We start from the raw sequence: 16131 nt of genomic DNA, 5'->3' as shown, positions 1-16131 counted from the left end.
TTTTATCGCAGGACCACAACCTTCGTACCGATGCCAACCTGATCATAGAGATCCATCACATCATCATTGGCCATGCGGATACAGCCTGACGACATGGCATGGCCAATCGTCCATGGCTGATTGGTACCGTGAATGCGATACATGCTTGAACCAAGATACATGGCTCGCGCACCCAGCGGATTGCTTGGACCACCGGCCATATAGGCTGGCAGGATACGGCCTTTTCTGGCTTCACGCGTCCGCATGATGGTTGGCGGTGTCCAGCCCGGCCATTCGGCCTTGCGCGAAATGCGCTTCGTTCCGCTCCAGGTAAACCCTTCGCGGCCGACGCCAATCCCATAGGCCATAGCCCGCCCAAACTCGGTGACGTGATAGAGCCTGCGTTGCCGCGTATTGATGACAATGGTGCCCGGCTCATAGCCCTCTGAAAAAGAGACATATTGGCGCGGGATCGGTGACCGGTCTGACTGGTATTTCCCTGCGGGTCGATCCGGTTTCCCCGCAAGAAATATTTTCTTAAGAAGATTATCACCTGCACTTGCAGGCGTGCTTAAAGTACTTATTCCTGCTATAGTAAATAATAGTAAAGTTACTTGGAGACATCTATGCATCGAATCCCCCAATTCAATGTTTCCTGTCACTTGAACTGTGACATTCTTGCATGTTTTGCAAAAGAATTCATTTGGTCAAGGGCCAGGTATGCGAATCGTCATGAAAGCTGTGATGAATCGGGTTAAATGAGACAAAAGTCGTATTCACAGCTCTTTTGCAGCTCGCGTGAATATAAATCGGGGGACGGGTTATTGTTAAAAGATTGTAAATAGGATGAGGCGAAACTGGCTGTGAATCACCATTCGTGGCCTGCATTCGTTGCGGGCGTGACTGTACCATCTGGGCGAGTATTATGAATTCCTATTCGAAAAAGCATGCGATTTTTGTAGCTGCAATGTTGTCAGCAACAGCCATTTCCATGTCCCCGGCACTGGCCGCCGACAATCTGATGGATTTTCTGTTCGGAAGCCGCCGGGTACAGGCGCAGCCTGTCTATCCGCCCCGGCCAGTTGTGCCTGCCCAGTCAAACGTGTCCCGCTCGACACCGATCAAGCGTGTGACGGTAACGGCCCCGAAAAATTATGATTACAAGCCAGATGCGCTGGTTCGGATCGATTTTTCCAAGATCGATTCCCAGTTGACTGCCTCGGCCAATCACAATTCGGATTCTGCGACGCAGATACCGCTTGAACAGTTTGGCCTGAAGATCGAGCAGATCAAGGAAGCCCATGTTCTGGCGGAGAAAGACATAGCGGATGCTGTCGTCTCCTACTACGCCACCAAGCAGCAGCCCATCTGGACGTCGTCTTATGATGTTTCAGCCAAAGCCAAGGCTGTGGCTGCCCTGTTCAACGCGGCGGGCGAAGAGGGCCTTGATCCTAAGGATTACGCGGTCAAGCTGCCAAGCGACGCGTATGACCGGGCCGATATCCCGGCACGTCTGAAAGAACTGGCCGATTTCGAACTGACAATGTCGGCCCGTGCCCTGCGTTACGCAATGGATCAGGGCGATGGCCGCATCAATCCAAACCGTCTGAGCGGCTTCCATGATCTAGCCGTCGACCGCGTCAAGCCGCGTGCCGTCATCGAACAACTCGCGTCCAGCAATGACGCCGCGGCGCTGCTCAAGGGTTTTGAGCCGCAGAGCAAGTGGTATGCGGAGCTGAAACAGAATCTGCATGCGCTCGGTGGTGATGTAGGGTCGGAGCCAGTGGTGCGTGTTGCCACCGGCACCATGATCCGTCCGGGCGAAGACAATCCTGAGCTGCGCAACGTGGTTGCGCTCATCAAGGCGAAGGCGCCGAAAGATTTTCTGGTCAAGCACGAAGCCGTGTTGCAGGAACACGAGAACGCGACGGTTTATGACCAAAGCCTTGTCGAGGCGATCAAGGATTTCCAGACCAGTCAGGGCAAGAAGCCTGATGGTGTGATTGGCCGTGGCACCATCAGTTCGCTGCAGGGCGAGACAAACAGTTCCAAGCGCGACCGCATTCTCTATTCCATGGAACGTCTGCGCTGGCTGCCGCATGATTTCGGCAAGCGTTACGTCTTCATCAACCAGCCCGCCTTCCGGGCACAGTATTTTGATGACAGCACCGAAAAGCTGGCGATGAACATCGTTGTTGGCTCGCCAACCAACCAGACCTATTTCTTCGACGATACGATTGAGACCGTTGTGTTCAACCCATCCTGGGGTGTGCCGCGCTCGATCATTCTCAACGAGATGATGCCGAAGATTCTTGCCAACCCATCCTATCTCGAAAATAGCGGCTATGAGGTCTATGACAAATCGGGACGTGTTATCCCGTCAAGTTCGGTCGATTGGTCGCAGGTTGCATCAAGTGGCGGCGGCGTTGGCATCCGCCAGAAGCCGAGCCTCGACAATGCGCTGGGTGAATTGAAAATCCTGTTCCCGAACAGCCATGACATCTACATGCATGACACACCGGCGAAATCCTACTTCAAGAAGGATATGCGCGCGCTGAGCCATGGTTGTATCCGTCTGGAGCGCCCGCGCGATATGGCGGCTGCCGTGCTTGGTGTGCCGGTTGAGGAGCTGAATCAGTACTTTGGCAAGAACGAGAAGAGTGTCCGGGTCAAGGATCAGCTACCGGTTTACGTCTCGTACTTCACCGCATGGCCGGATGCCAAAACAGGCGCCATCCATTATTTCGATGACGTCTACCAGCGTGATCTCTATATGGAGAAAGCCATCGTCAAGACCACGGCTGTTCGTCAGGCTGTGAGCAACCAGACTGCACAGCTCTAAGCGTTGGTTTGGGATGCCAGAATATTGATATGATGAGGGGCGCAATGCGCCCCTTTTTGTTGATGGATTGTAGGTCCTGTCACGCGTGGTTTACGGTGCGTGGTTCGTGGTTCGACAAGCTCACCATGAGGGGCTTGGGTGGATGCAACGATAATCGCAAACATTCCATCACTAATGTTGCAGAACTTGACTCCCTGCAACCCTCTACTCCCCCTCATGGTGAGCCTGTCGAACCACGACATAACGGGGTCTGCAACTGGTCAATTCCTCGGTTGGATTTATTTGAATATGAGAATAGTGGCATGAGCATAGCGCGTGGTTCAACATAACAACCATGAGGGAGAGTGAGGGTTGCAGGGAGTTAAGTTCTGCAACATTAGCGATGTAATGTTGCGATTATCGTTGCATCCACCCAAGCCCCTCATGGTGAGCTTGTCGAACCACGAACCACGAACCCTATTCATCCAACTTTCGTTGAATTGTACAGCCCAGCCCGCTTTTCTAGAATGTTGCTTCGGATGCTGCGGGGCAATCATGGAAGTCACGGTCTACATACTGCTATGCTCTGATGGGTCCTATTATACCGGGCTTACAAAGCAGGAGATCGAAGCGCGTGTTTGGGAACACAATGCCGGTATCTGCGATGGATACACAAAGAACCGCCGCCCTGTTCAATTGGTTTTCACAGAAACCTATGACCGCATCCTTGATGCGATAGCGCGGGAACGTCAGATCAAGGGCTGGTCACGGGTTAAGAAACAGGCGTTGATCGCGTTGGATTATGAACGCTTGCCTCGGCTTTCAAGAAGCCGATGCCCGCATTCATAGCGGTGCGTTGCATGAGGGTGGTTCGTGGTTCGACAAGCTCACCATGAGGGAGGGTGAGGATTGCAGGGAGTCAAGTTCTGCTACATTAGCGATGGAATGTTTGCGATTATCGTTGCATCCACCCAAGCCCCTCATGGTGAGCTTGTCGAACCACGAACCAATAGTTGTGCAACGAATGGGGAGGGAGAGTGGAGCGCTACAACGGTAGTCACCCATGTTGCAGAATTTAACTCCCTGCAACCCATCCATCTCTGTCATCCTAAAGCACCCAACTCTCCGTCATCCTCGGTCCTCGGGTCAAGCCCGAGGATGACGGAGATAGTTCGGTTGTAGAGAGTGGGGCCTGCTCTATTCAATCTTGAACGTAGGCAGGCTTTGGAATGCCAGTTTCAGGGCCTGTGACCAGCCTTCGGAAATGGCTTCGTAATAGGGATCATTGCGCTCGATGCGTTTTTCAAAGCCGAGTTTGAGGCTGTCGGCTTCATAGAACTGCATATCCAGCGGCAATCCGACCGAAAGATTGGATTTTAGTGTGGAATCGAAGGACACGAACAGCAGCTTGGTCGCTTCTTCAAATGTCATTGCCGGATCGTAGGAGCGTACAATAATCGGCTTGCCGTATTTGTGCTCGCCAATCTGGAAAAACGGCGTATCTGGGGATGATTCAATGAAATTGCCTTCGGGATAGATGAGGAACAGGCGTGGTTCGCCGCCCTTTATCTGGCCGCCGAGAATAATCGATGCGCCGAAGGAATCGGCGCGCTGGCCATCGGAATCCACATCGTGAATGACGCTTTTGATCGTATCGCCCACCAGCTTCGCCGTCTGGAACATGGATGGCATGTCAAAGATCGATGGTGCGCGCTCGGAAGGGATCTTTGTCCGCTCGTTGAGAATGCTGATGACCGTCTGGGTGGTGGCAAGATTGCCTGATGACAGCAGTGTAATAACGCGGTCACCGGGCTTTGCCCATGTGTACATCTTCTTGAACGTGGAGATGTTGTCGACGCCGGCATTGGTTCTCGTGTCCGACATGAACACAAGCCCACGATCCAATTTAAGCCCGACGCAATAGGTCATAGCGAATCCCGAATTCTAAAAAATCTCGGCGATTACTGCTCTACATTGAGGTCGACGGCAAGTGATTCCATGCCGGGACCGAAGCGCATACCGGAAATTGGCGAGGCTTCGTTGTAGTCGAGGCCGCAGGCAACACGGATATAATGCTCGTTCGGGCAGATATCATTGGCCGCGTCGAAACCCACCCAGCCCAATCCGTCAATATGTGCTTCCGCCCAGGCATGGGTGGCTGTCTGCTCGATGCTATCCAGCATCATCAGATACCCCGAAACGTAGCGGGCAGGGATTTTCAATACGCGGGCAACCGCGAGGAAAACATGGGTGTGATCCTGACAGACGCCCGTCCCAAGGGTGAGGGCTTCCTCGGCCGTGGTGGTGATGTTGGTCGTTCCCGGCGTATAGGCGACAACCTTGTGCAGCGTGGTCATCAGCTCGTGCATAACCGCCAGCCTGTCATTTGTGACTTTAAGGCTTGCCGCCAGCTGTTTTATGGCATCTCCGGGCTTTGTCAGCTCCGTTTCACGCTCATAAAGCCAGATGGGCATAAAATTGTAGACCTTGCCTAATACGCCGGAGCGGTCTTCGGTTTCCACCTGTCCCGTCGCCTCGATGACGAGTTCCTTGACGTCGCGATCAAGTCGCACAAGCTGGGTGCGGTTGCCATAGCCGTCGCGATAACTCGCTTCCTGCTCGGCGCCGCTGACGGTCACGTTCCAATCAATGACTTTCTGCCCCGGAGAGCTTGACGGCTGCAGACGCAACCGCTGGACAGCGTATTGCACCGGATAGTCATATTGATAGCGGGAGGTGTGCTTGATGTTCAGAAGCATGATTTTCAATCAAAGTTATAGGCTTCGGCGATTTTGCTGCCGAGACCATTGGTTTGATAGATCAGGTCACTCAGAAATTCGTGCAGGCCATTGTCGAAAATGCTGCGAATTTCGTTGTTCTCGAGCCGAGTCATGATGTTTTCCGACATATCGTGGCACTCATGCCGTTTGCCGTAATCACTGGCAAGATATTTGAGATTATCGACGATGTTCGAATAGCAGAAATTCAGTGAACGCGGCATGCGCGAGTTGAGGATCAGATAATCCGCAATATTCACCGGATTGTATTCGACATCATAGACCCAGCGATAGGAGCGGTGCGCTGAAACTGAGCGCAGGATCGACTCCCACTGAAAGTTGTCGAGCGTCGTGCCGACATAGGAAATCGAGGGCAGCAGCACATAATATTTCACGTCGAGAATGCGTGCCGTATTATCGGCCCGCTCGATAAAGGTGCCAAGCCGGGCAAAGTTGAAAATCTCGTTGCGCAGCATGGTGCCGTGGAAGGCGCCGCGGATGATGGCGGTTTCGCGCTTGATCTGGTCCAGAACGCGCGGAAGATCGGTTTCCGGAATGGCGGAGGCGAGGGTGGATTTCAGGATCATCCACGTCTCATTGACGCTTTCCCATGCCTCGCGGGTCAGCGCCGTGCGCACCATGCGGGCGTTGGAACGGGCGGTTTCAACGCATGACATCACGCTCGATGGATTGCTGAGGTCCCGCAACAGAAAATCCGAGACGAGGCTGGCATTGTACTCGCGGTATTTTGCGTCATAGCCGATTTTGACACCAGCACTCATCAGCACGGAAGACCATTCCTCCGGTGCGTCCGAGGTTTTTGTCAAAGCCATCCGCAAGCCGGCGTCGATCAGACGCGCCATATTCTCTGCCCGCTCGATATAGCGGAACATCCAGTAGAGACCATTCGCGGTGCGACCAAGAAGCATGTTTCGGTTGTATCCCTCTTTTATTTATTGACGGGGCCGTCTGTGGCAGCCCTCATTACCCATTCGGCTTATTCAATCGTCGAGAACCCAGGTGTCTTTTGTTCCGCCTCCCTGGCTGGAATTGACAACGAGCGAGCCTTCTTTGAGTGCCACGCGCGTCAGGCCACCCGGCGTGATGCGGATACGGTCCGACACAAGCACGAAGGGGCGTAAATCGACGTGACGCGGTGCCAGACCTTTTTCGGTCATGATCGGCGTTGTCGACAGAGCCAAAGTCGGCTGGGCGATATAGTTCTTCGGATTGGCCTTGAGTTTTAGCGCAAAATCTTCGCACTCTTTCTTTGTAGCCGCCGGGCCGACAAGCATGCCGTAGCCGCCCGAACCATGCACTTCCTTGACGACAAGCTCCGCCAGATTTTCCAGCACATATTTCAATGTATCCGGCTCGGAGCAGCGATGTGTCGGAACATTTTCAAGGATCGCCTTGCGGCCCGTATAGAACTCGACAATCTCGGGCATGTAGGAATAAAGCGCCTTGTCATCGGCAATACCGGTGCCGGGTGCATTGGCGATGGTGATATTGCCCGAACGGTAGACATCCATGATCCCGGCAACGCCAAGCGTTGAATCGCGGCGGAAGGTGAGGGGATCGAGATAGGAATCGTCCACGCGCCGGTAAAGCACATCGATGGCGCGGTTGCCCTCGGTGGTGCGCATGACCACCTTGCCGTTCTCGATCTTGAGATCACTGCCCTCGACAAGTTCAACACCCATCTGATCGGCCAGAAACGCATGTTCGAAATAGGCTGAGTTGTAGATGCCGGGAGTAAGAACTGCGATTGTCGGCGTGCCATTGCAGCCGGGAGGCGCGACGGCGGCCAGCGATTGCCGCAGCAATTTGGGGTAGGTTTCGACGGGCCGGACCTTGATCTGCTGGAACAGTTCCGGAAACAGCTGCATCATCGTCTCGCGGTTTTCCAGCATATAGGAAACACCTGACGGCGTGCGGGCATTGTCTTCGAGAACGTAGAACTGATTTTCTTCGGTTCGGACGATGTCGACACCAATAATATGGGTGTAAACATTGCCGGGTGGCCGGAAACCCACCATCTCGGGCAGGAAGGCATCGTTGTGGGTGAAAAGTTCCCGCGGGATACGGCCTGCGCGGATAATTTCCTGACGGTGATAAATGTCATCAAGAAAAGCATTGAGGGCCATTACGCGCTGTTCGATGCCCTGCGACAGTCGTCGCCATTCATTGCCGGTGATGATGCGTGGAATGATATCGAATGGGATCAGGCGCTCTGCCGCTTCTTCGTCGCCATAGACGGCGAAGGTAATCCCGGTCTTGCGAAAGACATTTTCTGCATCGCGCGCTTTCTGCGCAAACCTTTCCGGGTTCTGGGTATCAAGCCAGCATTGCAGTTGTTCATATGGCGGGCGTACCTGACCGCCGGTTTTGATCATCTCATCAAATGGCTTCACTCATAATCCCCTTCAGACACGTTCATTCAAGCGCGTTGGGAAAAAAATGCAAGCACATTCCGCTATTTACGCTGCAACGCTGAAAATCGCCCAAAAAATGAGCAGGCCTGCCACGTTTGAGGCAAGTCAAAGGGGCCCTGCGGTTAAAGCATAGGCTGTTTACAGCATTGAAATGAATGACAAAAAGAAACCCGGCCGCGTCTGCAGCCAGGTTCGGGAATCATGTGTCGTCAATTATGCCTTAGCGGGTAATGCACTGACGGCGAGGACCGTTATTGGGCTGATAGGTATTGTCATAGGCCCGATAAGACCGGTAGCGGTTGTAGCACGCGCGGGTGTGATAGCTCGACCCACGGCTGACAATACGGTCATTGTTGATGGCATTGCCCACAATCACAGCACCGGCAAATGCTGCCAGAGGGAACCACGCGCCGTCATAATAGCGATAGCCGGGCCGATAATCGCCATAATAGCCGCGATGACCTCTGTACCAGCGATCGCCACGCCAGCCCCTGTTACCGCGCCAACCGCGATCACCACGCCAGCCACGATCACCGCGCCAGCCGCCGCCGCGCCAATGATCACCGCCGCGCCAGCCGCGATCACCGCGCCAACCACGATCACCGCCGCGAAGCGGGCGCATGCGCCAATTGCCGTGATCTCTGACTTGCAGAACCTGCGAATTGCCTTCAATCGATTGCGGCACAATGGGAGCAGAGTAACCGGCCACGGTGCTTGCAGAAAGCATACCGATGGACATGGCCGCCGCTGTAAAGAACGAAATAAGCTTTCTCATATTTCCTCCTGAAATCACGAAGCTCGAAATCTCCGCTTTCAAATAAGAGTGAAGAAATGTCGGATAATACACCACTCGGCATAGTATCGATCAAAAACTGCAACGCATGATTGCAGTAATTGTTCCACCATTCCCATCCCGACAGGGGGATGTCGGAGGAAGCTAAAAGCCAGTAGAACCAGCAAAATCAGGCGTTGACGGCGTTGATCAAGCGTTCGGCAAGTTGAATATTCAATTCACGATAGTGTGAAATGACCTTGCTTGGTTCATAGGTCGATACGGGCAGGTCTGAATAACCGAAGTCCACGGCGATAACGGGGATTCCAGCGGCCTTGGCCGTGTCGATATCGGTGTGGCTGTCGCCAACCATCAAGGCGCGATCCCGATCTCCACCGGCTTTTGCTATGGTCTCAAAGAGGTGGCGCGGGTCAGGCTTGCGAAATGCAAACGTGTCTGAACCGCAAATGGCGGCAAAGCGGGATGTCTGGCCAAGTGCGGTCAACAGGCTGACGGAAAGTCCTTCGAACTTGTTCGTGCAGACCGCAAGCAGATAACCGGCCTGCGAGAGATCGTCCATGACGGCTTCGACGCCTTCATAAAGGGCCGAATGGCCGGGCATATTCTTGCTGTAATGTTCGAGGAACAGACCCACCAGCCAATCAAGCTGTTCGGGGCTGAGCATTTTCTGCTGCGCCTCAAAAGCGCGTTCGATCATCACGCGCCCGCCTTGTCCGACGTAGCGACGCAACGCCACGGGATCGATTTTTTTCATTCCGGCTTCATGCAGGCAGTGATTCAAACTATCAAGCAAGTCAGGCGCGGTATCGACCAGGGTGCCATCAAGGTCGAAAACAACAATGGGTTTGGACATTTGCAGACCTATATCTAACGTTAGGATTGAGACTTGGGATTTATGTGTTTCCGGCGTGGCGCCCTCCGACGGAACTGACACTCGCGCATAACTATCTGACGAAATCAAGTATCGAGCCTTGACCCGGGTGTCTGACGTGTTAGGGAGCCAAGTGTCAAGTCAAAGCGAGGAGAGGCACCCGGATGGACCCCAGGACATTGAAGATCAAGGCAGCGGCCGAAGCGCTGACCTATGTCAAGGATGGTATGCGTCTGGGAATAGGCACTGGCTCGACCGCTGAGGAGTTTGTCAGGCTTCTGGCGGAAAAGGTTGCTGCAGGCCTTGATATCATCGGTGTCCCGACGTCCGAGCGCACGGCAGCTCTTTGCCTGGAGCTTGGTGTAAAGCTGACGACGCTGGAAGAAACGCCTGTCCTCGATTTGACGATTGATGGCGCTGACGAGGTCGGTCCCGAATTAGCCTTGATCAAAGGCGGCGGCGGTGCGTTGTTGCGCGAGAAGATTGTCGCTGCGGCATCGGCCCAGATGGTGGTGATTGCGGACGAGTCGAAGAATGTCGAGACGCTTGGCAAGTTCCCGTTGCCGATTGAAGTCAATCGATTTGGACTTGCCGCAACGAAAATTGCGATAGAAAAGGCTGCTTCTGACCTCGATCTTTCCGGTTCCCTTACATTGAGGATGACGGGAGGCGAAGCATTTGTTACAGACGGCGGGCATTTGATCCTGGATGCATCTTTTGGCCGCATTCCGGATACAAGAGCGTTATCAAACGCTCTGCACGCCATACCTGGTGTTGTGGAGCACGGACTATTTCTGGGGCTGGCGCGCGTGGCTATTTTAGCCGGTGCAGACGGTATACGAACACGAACACAGCCCTAAAGGGCAAAGTCTTGAGAGAAAACGGAGCAATAAATCCATGAACCGAGCAACTGGCTTTCGCCGTTTGATTGCACCTCTGTCTGTCGTAATCATGCTGGGCAGTCTTTATACCGCACAGGCGCAGGAAATTACCCCATCGCATCTTTCCGCCGCACGCGCTGCAATTTCGGCGATCAAGGCAACGGATGCATTTGACGGAATCTTGCCGGATGCCGCGCAGGCTCTAAAGGCCCAGTTGATCGAGAAGGACCCGAATCTCGAATCCATCATCAGTGCCGCTGTTGACGAACAGGCTTTGACCTTGGCTGCGCGCCGCGTTGATCTCGAAAACGAAGCGGCCCGTGCCTATGCGGTTTCGTTTAGCGAAGAAGAGCTGAATGCCATTACCGGCTTCTACAATTCACCTGCGGGCAAGAAGCTCTTGTCGGAAGGCCCGATTGCAACCCGCGAAGTCATGAAGGCAGCCAGCATCTGGCGCAATGGCATCGCGCGGGATCTCGCACAGGCGGTCGCCGAGAAGATTGTTGCCGCGGCCGCTGCGACTGCTCCGGTAACACCGGCACCTGCTGCCGCAGAAACGCCCCTAGCGCCGGAAGCCCCGGCGGCTCCCGCCAAGGCACCGGCAAAGGCACCTGCCAAGCCAGCTGCACCGGCCAAGCCGAAGCCATAAATTTTACCTTTCTGAAGAATTGCAAAGCCCGGTGTAACAGCCGGGCTTTGTTCTTTTAAAGCCGCGCTATAGAACCCATATATGGTGATCAGTAATTGAACGGATTCGGAGTGTTTTGAATGGCGACCTATGACTATGACCTCTTTGTCATCGGCGGCGGCTCCGGTGGGGTACGTGCCGGACGTCTGGCGGGCGCCATGGGCAAACGGGTCGGGCTGGCCGAAGAGTATCGTATGGGCGGTACGTGTGTTATCCGCGGTTGCGTGCCCAAGAAGCTCTTTGTCTATGCGTCGCAGTTTCAGGAACATTTCGACGCCGCTGCAGGCTATGGCTGGACTGTCGGCGAAACCAAGTTCGATTGGCCAACGCTGATCACCAACAAGGACCGCGAAATTGCGCGTCTGGAAGGGCTCTATCGCAAGGGGCTTGAGAACTCCGAAGTGGAGATTTTTGAAAGCCGCGCTGTATTGATCGACGATCACACGGTCGAGATTTTGAACTCCGGCAAGCGGGTAACCGCCGACCAGATACTGCTCGCCACCGGCGGCCACCCGAGCCCGCATCCCTCATTGCCAGGCAATGAACTCTGCATCAGCTCCAATGAAACGTTTCATCTCGACACATTGCCGAAATCGATCGTGATTGAAGGCGGCGGCTATATCGCGGTGGAGTTTGCCAATATTTTCCATGGTCTCGGGGTCAAGACGACACTTGTCTATCGCGGCAAGGAGATACTCTCGCGCTTCGATCAGGATTTGCGCCATATGCTGCATGCGGCCATGGTCGAGAAGGGCATCCACATTCGCGTCACGGAGATCATTACCAAGGTCGAGCGCGGCGATGATGGACGCAAGCGCGTGCACCTGTCCGGTGGTGACGTCATCCCCGCCGATCAGGTCATGCTGGCTATCGGGCGTGTGCCGAATACGAAATCCCTTGGTCTTGAAGCTGCCGGTGTCGCCGTCGATGAGCAGGGTGCAATCAAGGTGGATGAATATTCGCGTACCAGTAAGGACAATATCTGGGCCGTTGGTGATGTTACCAACCGGGTGCAGCTAACCCCCGTCGCGATCCACGAAGCCATGTGTTTCCTTGAGACTGTCTTCAAGAACAATCCGACGAAGCCGGATCATGAACTGATCGCCACAGCTGTTTTCTCGCAGCCTGAAATTGGCACGGTCGGTCTGACCGAGCAGGATGCGGCGCAGAAATTCAAGGAGATCGAGGTTTATCGCGCGGTGTTCCGCCCGATGCGCAATACGCTTTCCGGTAGCAAAGAAAAGATGCTGATCAAGCTGATTGTCGATGCGGCCAGCCGGAAAGTCATTGGCGCACATATTCTTGGACCCGATGCGGGTGAAATGGCGCAGCTTCTGGCTATTCCCATGAAAGCCGGCTGCACCAAGGAAGACTTTGACCGCACCATGGCTGTCCATCCGACAGCGGCTGAGGAACTGGTGACCATGTACAAACCCACATACCGCGTCGTGGATGGCACGCGGATCGACTGATGCCGGACAGTTGTCAGGCGGCCGGATATGGCCGCCTGTTTCGGTTATGGCTGTGCAAACATCCTGCGCCGGTTATGATGGCTTCACCGCCAGAAATGTGTTCCACCCGTCGCCATCACCGCCAATATTGAACTTGTCCCAGACAATGCTCATTCCGGCGCTTTCAATGCGTGCCGCGAAATCGTCTTTCGTCCAGTAGATGGTATGGTAATCGCCATTCTTTTCGCCGTGGCCGTCGCGCATTGATACCAGGAAGGCACCTCCCGGCCGCAGTGACTGGGTTATCTTTGCAAGAACCTGATCGATCTGATCGCGCGCCACATGAATGAGCACACACAGGGCCACAACCGCATCATAGGGGCCGCCAAGATCGTCGGTGATGACGTTCAGAAGATCACCCTTCTTGCCGCGCGCCGCCTGTAGGTCGAGAAACCGCTGCGTCGCGTCAGTACGCCTGATCTGAGCGCCGAGAGTCTCTAGGAAGTCCGCATCGCGGCCCGGTCCGGATCCGATTTCAAGTATATGGCCACCTGCGCCGGCGATTGCCGCAACGCGCCTTAGGCCTTCTATACCATTGGCGTTTGGAAGCTCTCCCACAATTGTATTGTACTGTTCCGCATAGTCCTCATAGGAGGCGATTGTCTGGAGGTTCTTTGCCAGCGATTCGGTCGGTTTGGTCATCTTTTCCTCCTGTCATCTGGCTAATCATCGATTGTTTTGTCGTGAGGGTATCATCCCGCACATTGAAGTCGATTCTATTTTGATTACCGAATGCGTCCGCGCGGACGGTGTCTATTCTGAAGGGCACAATCCGCGACGGGCGCCTGAATGGCAGAGCGAGAAGTTGAAAGGTTTGACGAACCTAGGCGACGCGCTTTTCTTCGCGCTGAATTGCCCCTTGCGGGATTGTTTCATGCAACAGCCAGTCAATGACCGGCGGCCATAGGGTGGCCACATGATTTTTGCGGAAGAAGCCGAGATGACCCACCGCGCCGCCCGTGGATTGTTCCGGCGAGAGCCACAACTGCGTTGTCGGTGCATTGGCATAGTGAGCCAGCAGGTGGTCAACCGCTTTGGGCGTTCCCCAAGGATCGTCGGTGATGCCGACCGCGAGCAGGGGGATGCGGACCGACTGAAAGTACTTTGACTCCGGCGTTCTGGCATCGCCGAAGAGGAAGTTCGGACTGCGGCACCAGCGCGCCCAGTCCTGAAACACGCTACCGGGAAGTTCTTCGCCAATACCGCTCCATTTCGGCAGGCGTCCCAGCGAAAGCGCCAATGGCAGGGCAATAAGGTTCATCTTGGCAAAGACGGAAAACGGTACAGCCGTGTTGCGGTAATAGCCGTTGAGCGACGCCATCGACGTATAGCGCACAAAATCCGCAGAGCGGTTGCTGAGACCAAGGGCGAGACCGCCATAGGAATGGCCTATGCCAACAAGCGGTTTGCCATTCGCCGCCTGCTTGATCACATCAATGGCCGCCGGAAAATCCAGAACGCCCCAGTCTTTCATGCCCAAGCGCGCGGTCCAACCCTTCGGCGTCTTGGATTTGGTCACGCCGCGATAGTCGTAAGTCAGCACTTTTGAAGCACCTGAGGTGAGCAATTCACCGGCAAAGTGGCGGTAAAATGTATTGGGAACGGCGGCTGCAGACGAGATCAGAACCGCAGGACCATCACCTTTGCCTTCAAACATGGTGCCATGGAGAGGAAAGCCATCCGAGGCTTCAAAAGCGATATCGCGCATTGGTCGCTCCAACTTTGACTTTAACGTTAACGTAAATCAAAATGGCGCTTGCGACAATCTCGATTTCGCGTTCCAGCCTCAAACCTTAACGGGATTGGTATAGGACTGGTATATTGGGGATATTTCCACTATATGAGCGCCTTCCGGAGCAACCGGAAATCGCAAACCATCACTAACCAGTGCGGACAATCGAAAACAGGTGCAATAATGACGAAGAACTGGACGCCGACTTCCTGGAGAAACAAGCCGATCAAACAGGCTCCTTTCTATCCGGACGCTCAAGCTGTGAGCGATGTCGAGGCCCGTCTTCGCACTTATCCGCCACTCGTTTTTGCAGGTGAGGCGCGAAAGCTGAAGCGCCAGCTCGCAGCCGTATCCAAAGGGCAGGGCTTTCTTCTGCAGGGCGGCGATTGCGCCGAGAGCTTTGCCGAGCATGGCGCGGACAATATCCGCGACTTTTTCCGCGTGTTTCTGCAAATGGCCGTTGTGCTGACTTTTGGTGCGTCGCAGCCCGTTGTGAAGATTGGCCGTATTGCTGGTCAGTTCGCCAAGCCACGTTCGGCGGATATGGAAACCATTGGTGGTATTGAGTTGCCCGTATATCGCGGTGACATTATCAATGGCACGGAATTCACCGAAGCTGCCCGCATCCCCGATCCAAGCCGTCAGGAAATGGTTTACCGCCAGTCAGCCGCAACGCTGAACCTGTTGCGCGCTTTCGCTCAGGGTGGTTATGCCAACCTTGAAAACGTGCACCAGTGGATGCTTGGCTTCGTTTCGGACAGCCCACAGGGTGAACGTTATGAATCCTTGGCCCGCACGATTTCCGACACGATGGATTTCATGCGCGCCGTTGGCATTACTTCGGAAACCAACCACACGCTGCGTGAGACGGATTTCTACACCAGCCATGAAGGCTTGCTGCTTGGCTATGAAGAAGCGCTGACCCGCGTGGATTCAACCTCCGGTGACTGGTACGGCACGTCTGGCCACATGATCTGGATCGGCGACCGCACACGTCAGGCTGATCATGCCCATGTGGAATATTGCCGTGGCATCAAGAACCCGCTTGGCCTCAAGTGTGGTCCTTCACTGGAGCCTGATGATCTCATCAAGCTGATCGATGTGCTTAATCCGGAGAACGAAGCTGGCCGTCTGACCCTCATTGCCCGTTTTGGCCATGACAAGGTCGGCGATCATCTGCCCAAGCTTATCCGCGCGGTGCAGAAGGAAGGCCGCGATGTGGTCTGGTCCTGTGATCCGATGCATGGCAATACGATCACGGCCAATGGCTACAAGACACGGCCTTTCGACCGTATTCTGAAGGAAGTTGAAGGATTTTTTGCAGTTCATCACGCGGAAGGCACCTATCCCGGTGGCATCCACATCGAAATGACCGGCAAGAACGTCACGGAATGCACCGGCGGTGCGCGGGCGATTTCGGCAGAAGACCTGTCGGACCGTTACCACACCCATTGCGATCCACGTCTCAATGCCGATCAGGCACTGGAACTGGCATTCCTCGTTGCAGAACTTCTCAAGAAGGAACGCAACGCTCATCCACAGAAGATCGCTGTCAACGGCTGATACGCTGACACTATTGATAAATAAAAGGGCGGCCTTTCGGGTCGCCCTTTGTTTTGCGGGTAACAACTTTGGGCAGATCA

Annotated in this window: 14 protein-coding genes and 1 pseudogene; 6 read left to right on the top strand and 9 right to left on the bottom strand. The window is 54.6% G+C overall.

The window, feature by feature from the left end; translation table 11 throughout:
* Nucleotides 1-2: 2 nt before the first annotated feature.
* Nucleotides 3-611: a L,D-transpeptidase gene (locus BLU05_RS02565; RefSeq protein WP_091877645.1), complete on the bottom strand. Its 609-nt coding sequence runs from the start codon at nucleotides 609-611 to the stop codon at nucleotides 3-5.
* 293 nt (nucleotides 612-904) lie between these two features.
* On the opposite strand from BLU05_RS02565, the gene BLU05_RS02560 reads away from it, so the two are divergent.
* On the top strand, nucleotides 905-2821 hold the full coding sequence (locus BLU05_RS02560) for a L,D-transpeptidase family protein (RefSeq protein WP_091877644.1): 1917 nt from the start codon (nucleotides 905-907) through the stop codon (nucleotides 2819-2821).
* Nucleotides 2822-3355: 534 nt separating this feature from the next.
* Nucleotides 3356-3649: a GIY-YIG nuclease family protein gene (locus tag BLU05_RS02555; RefSeq protein ID WP_091877643.1), complete on the top strand. Its 294-nt coding sequence runs from the start codon at nucleotides 3356-3358 to the stop codon at nucleotides 3647-3649.
* A 348-nt stretch (nucleotides 3650-3997) separates the two neighbouring features.
* Here the strand turns inward: BLU05_RS02555 and BLU05_RS02550 are convergent, their stop codons facing one another.
* The 6 genes from BLU05_RS02550 to BLU05_RS02525 form a co-directional block, all read right to left on the bottom strand.
* Nucleotides 3998-4729 carry a proteasome-type protease gene (locus BLU05_RS02550; protein WP_091877642.1) on the bottom strand — a complete coding sequence of 244 codons (732 nt, stop codon included), beginning with the start codon at nucleotides 4727-4729 and terminating at the stop codon, nucleotides 3998-4000.
* Nucleotides 4730-4761: 32 nt separating this feature from the next.
* Nucleotides 4762-5559, bottom strand: coding sequence for a transglutaminase family protein (locus tag BLU05_RS02545; protein WP_091877641.1), 798 nt, complete (start codon nucleotides 5557-5559; stop codon nucleotides 4762-4764).
* Between the two features lie 5 nt (nucleotides 5560-5564).
* Complete coding sequence (locus BLU05_RS02540; protein WP_091877640.1) at nucleotides 5565-6506, bottom strand: alpha-E domain-containing protein; 942 nt, start codon at nucleotides 6504-6506, stop codon at nucleotides 5565-5567.
* A gap of 72 nt (nucleotides 6507-6578) precedes the next feature.
* Entirely contained in the window at nucleotides 6579-7991 is a 1413-nt protein-coding gene (locus tag BLU05_RS02535; protein WP_091877639.1) for a circularly permuted type 2 ATP-grasp protein, read from the bottom strand.
* 241 nt (nucleotides 7992-8232) lie between these two features.
* Nucleotides 8233-8787: a BA14K family protein gene (locus BLU05_RS02530; RefSeq protein WP_244518121.1), complete on the bottom strand. Its 555-nt coding sequence runs from the start codon at nucleotides 8785-8787 to the stop codon at nucleotides 8233-8235.
* 187 nt (nucleotides 8788-8974) lie between these two features.
* Entirely contained in the window at nucleotides 8975-9658 is a 684-nt protein-coding gene (locus tag BLU05_RS02525) for a phosphoglycolate phosphatase (RefSeq protein WP_091877638.1), read from the bottom strand.
* 182 nt (nucleotides 9659-9840) lie between these two features.
* Here BLU05_RS02525 and rpiA point away from each other — a divergent pair, with 182 nt between their 5' ends.
* The 3 genes and pseudogenes from rpiA (at nucleotide 9841) to gor (ending at nucleotide 12717) form a co-directional block, all read left to right on the top strand.
* Nucleotides 9841-10536 carry a ribose-5-phosphate isomerase RpiA gene (gene rpiA, locus BLU05_RS02520; RefSeq protein WP_091877637.1) on the top strand — a complete coding sequence of 232 codons (696 nt, stop codon included), beginning with the start codon at nucleotides 9841-9843 and terminating at the stop codon, nucleotides 10534-10536.
* A gap of 37 nt (nucleotides 10537-10573) precedes the next feature.
* Nucleotides 10574-11098, top strand: a pseudogene (locus BLU05_RS02515) (DUF2059 domain-containing protein); the annotation flags it as partial.
* 227 nt (nucleotides 11099-11325) lie between these two features.
* Nucleotides 11326-12717 (top strand): glutathione-disulfide reductase, encoded by a 1392-nt coding sequence (gene gor, locus BLU05_RS02510; RefSeq protein ID WP_091877634.1) that lies wholly within the window; start codon nucleotides 11326-11328, stop codon nucleotides 12715-12717.
* A gap of 72 nt (nucleotides 12718-12789) precedes the next feature.
* Here gor and BLU05_RS02505 read toward each other — a convergent pair whose 3' ends face one another.
* Nucleotides 12790-13398 carry a class I SAM-dependent DNA methyltransferase gene (locus BLU05_RS02505; protein ID WP_091877632.1) on the bottom strand — a complete coding sequence of 203 codons (609 nt, stop codon included), beginning with the start codon at nucleotides 13396-13398 and terminating at the stop codon, nucleotides 12790-12792.
* Between the two features lie 181 nt (nucleotides 13399-13579).
* The gene (locus tag BLU05_RS02500) at nucleotides 13580-14464 is read right to left on the bottom strand and encodes an alpha/beta hydrolase family protein (protein WP_091877630.1); all 885 of its coding nucleotides are present in this window, start codon (nucleotides 14462-14464) and stop codon (nucleotides 13580-13582) included.
* A 207-nt stretch (nucleotides 14465-14671) separates the two neighbouring features.
* Here BLU05_RS02500 and BLU05_RS02495 point away from each other — a divergent pair, with 207 nt between their 5' ends.
* On the top strand, nucleotides 14672-16051 hold the full coding sequence (locus BLU05_RS02495) for a class II 3-deoxy-7-phosphoheptulonate synthase (protein ID WP_091877628.1): 1380 nt from the start codon (nucleotides 14672-14674) through the stop codon (nucleotides 16049-16051).
* The last annotated feature ends 80 nt before the right edge of the window (nucleotides 16052-16131 follow it).

The organism is Phyllobacterium sp. OV277 (assembly GCF_900104355.1).
In the GTDB taxonomy this organism is placed as follows: domain Bacteria; phylum Pseudomonadota; class Alphaproteobacteria; order Rhizobiales; family Rhizobiaceae; genus Phyllobacterium.
This window is presented reverse-complemented; position numbering and strand designations above follow the sequence as displayed.

What these genes read in the sequence shown, in the direction of transcription:
- BLU05_RS02565 (WP_091877645.1), bottom strand. Translation starts at nt 611, where the DNA reads ATGCATAGATGTCTCCAAGTAACTTTACTATTATTTACTATAGCAGGA.
- BLU05_RS02560 (WP_091877644.1), top strand. Translation starts at nt 905, where the DNA reads ATGAATTCCTATTCGAAAAAGCATGCGATTTTTGTAGCTGCAATGTTG.
- BLU05_RS02555 (WP_091877643.1), top strand. Translation starts at nt 3,356, where the DNA reads ATGGAAGTCACGGTCTACATACTGCTATGCTCTGATGGGTCCTATTAT.
- BLU05_RS02550 (WP_091877642.1), bottom strand. Translation starts at nt 4,729, where the DNA reads ATGACCTATTGCGTCGGGCTTAAATTGGATCGTGGGCTTGTGTTCATG.
- BLU05_RS02545 (WP_091877641.1), bottom strand. Translation starts at nt 5,559, where the DNA reads ATGCTTCTGAACATCAAGCACACCTCCCGCTATCAATATGACTATCCG.
- BLU05_RS02540 (WP_091877640.1), bottom strand. Translation starts at nt 6,506, where the DNA reads ATGCTTCTTGGTCGCACCGCGAATGGTCTCTACTGGATGTTCCGCTAT.
- BLU05_RS02530 (WP_244518121.1), bottom strand. Translation starts at nt 8,787, where the DNA reads ATGAGAAAGCTTATTTCGTTCTTTACAGCGGCGGCCATGTCCATCGGT.
- BLU05_RS02525 (WP_091877638.1), bottom strand. Translation starts at nt 9,658, where the DNA reads ATGTCCAAACCCATTGTTGTTTTCGACCTTGATGGCACCCTGGTCGAT.
- rpiA (WP_091877637.1), top strand. Translation starts at nt 9,841, where the DNA reads ATGGACCCCAGGACATTGAAGATCAAGGCAGCGGCCGAAGCGCTGACC.
- gor (WP_091877634.1), top strand. Translation starts at nt 11,326, where the DNA reads ATGGCGACCTATGACTATGACCTCTTTGTCATCGGCGGCGGCTCCGGT.
- BLU05_RS02505 (WP_091877632.1), bottom strand. Translation starts at nt 13,398, where the DNA reads ATGACCAAACCGACCGAATCGCTGGCAAAGAACCTCCAGACAATCGCC.
- BLU05_RS02500 (WP_091877630.1), bottom strand. Translation starts at nt 14,464, where the DNA reads ATGCGCGATATCGCTTTTGAAGCCTCGGATGGCTTTCCTCTCCATGGC.
- BLU05_RS02495 (WP_091877628.1), top strand. Translation starts at nt 14,672, where the DNA reads ATGACGAAGAACTGGACGCCGACTTCCTGGAGAAACAAGCCGATCAAA.